Origin of the sequence: Candidatus Infernicultor aquiphilus (genome assembly GCF_002784285.1) — a bacterium.
GTDB classification, from domain to species: Bacteria; Atribacterota; Phoenicimicrobiia; order Phoenicimicrobiales; family Phoenicimicrobiaceae; genus Infernicultor; species Infernicultor aquiphilus.
On sequence record NZ_PFKO01000129.1, the window covers coordinates 1 to 1,398 of the forward strand.

A 1,398-nucleotide genomic window follows, 5' to 3' on the forward strand; every position below is an offset into this window, starting at 1 on the left:
CCCTATTTAAAAATATTTTTCCAAATAGGTCCTCCCTCTTCCTATCTGTCATTCCCGCGAAGGGCTCCCCCTGCGAAAGCAGGGGTAGGAATCCATCCTTCCTATGTCATTCTCATGAAACTTGTACCCGCGAAAGCGAGTAATGGGAATCCATTAAATTCTGGTTATTGACAACTTAAAACCAGTCAGCAGATTGGCGAATCGAATATCCCTAAATCTTTTATAGCTTGCTATTAAAAATTAAAAGTATTAAAATAAAAAAAATGCAATAAATAATGCTCACCTTTTTCGAATCTAAAATATCCAACAAAAATACTAACTAATTTCTTTTTCTAATACTTTTACTTTCTAATGTTTTAATATAATAACCTTAAGCCGAAAGCTGCACAAAAAAAGAAGGATTTTTGAAAGTTATGTCGAATATAAATATATGTAAGATTATTAAAATTAAAAAATGTAATAATAGATTGTATAAAGTTGAAAAATTGATACAAGAAGGAGATGAAGATGGAAAATAATAAAAAATATGTGGAACTGCTTTGGGCAGATAAATATGATAAATTTAAAAAAGGGGAGAGGGTTCTAACAGAAAAACCAAATCTCCCTTTTCAGGTAGTTGAGACTATCAATAAACCGAGAATCAAAGGTGGAATAATTGCCTCGCTTTTCCCAGAAGATGAATGGCCAAAAGATTATCCTAAGGACTGGAAAAACCTGCTTATCTGGGGCGATAATAAACTGATTATGTCTTCATTTGTAAAGCAGGGTTGGGCGGGAAAGATAAATCTAATTTACATTGACCCACCGTTTTTTACTGGTGCAGATTTTACAGTTAGGACAAAGATTGGAGATGAACAAATAGAAAAAGAGCCTTCCATTATTGAGGAACGGGCTTACAAAGATACCTGGAGCGATGGTATTGCCTCTTATCTCAAGTATATGTATGAGCGATTGGTTTTAATGAGGGAGCTCCTTGCTGAAAACGGCACTATCTATGTGCATCTTGACTGGCATGTGGGACATTATGTAAAGGTAATGATGGATGAGATTTTTGGATATGAGAATTTTTTGAACGAATTGATATGGAAATACTTTGGTCCTACAAGCACAGCGGATAATTTTCCAAGAAAGCATGACTATATACTATTTTATGCTAAAAATGCCGACAACCATATTTTCAACGCTGAAGCTACACTTACTGAATATGACGAAAAAGCAATAAGACGTTATGATAAAGTTGATGAGATTGGTAGAAGGTTTAAATATTATTATGAAAAGGACGGAACAATAAGAAAAGCATATTTAAAGGCTGGAAAACCTACTGAAGTATTCTATATTCCATTTGTTCAAGGAACAGCAGATGAACGATTAGCATTTGACACCCAAAAACCCGAAGCC

General features: G+C 34.3%; 1 protein-coding gene. It reads left to right on the top strand.

All coding sequences use genetic code 11. The features are described from left to right. Positions 1-507 precede the first annotated feature (507 nt). Positions 508-1,398: DNA methyltransferase (locus tag COZ07_RS03630; RefSeq protein WP_406607226.1), on the top strand; the 891-nt coding region annotated here is incomplete at its 3' end.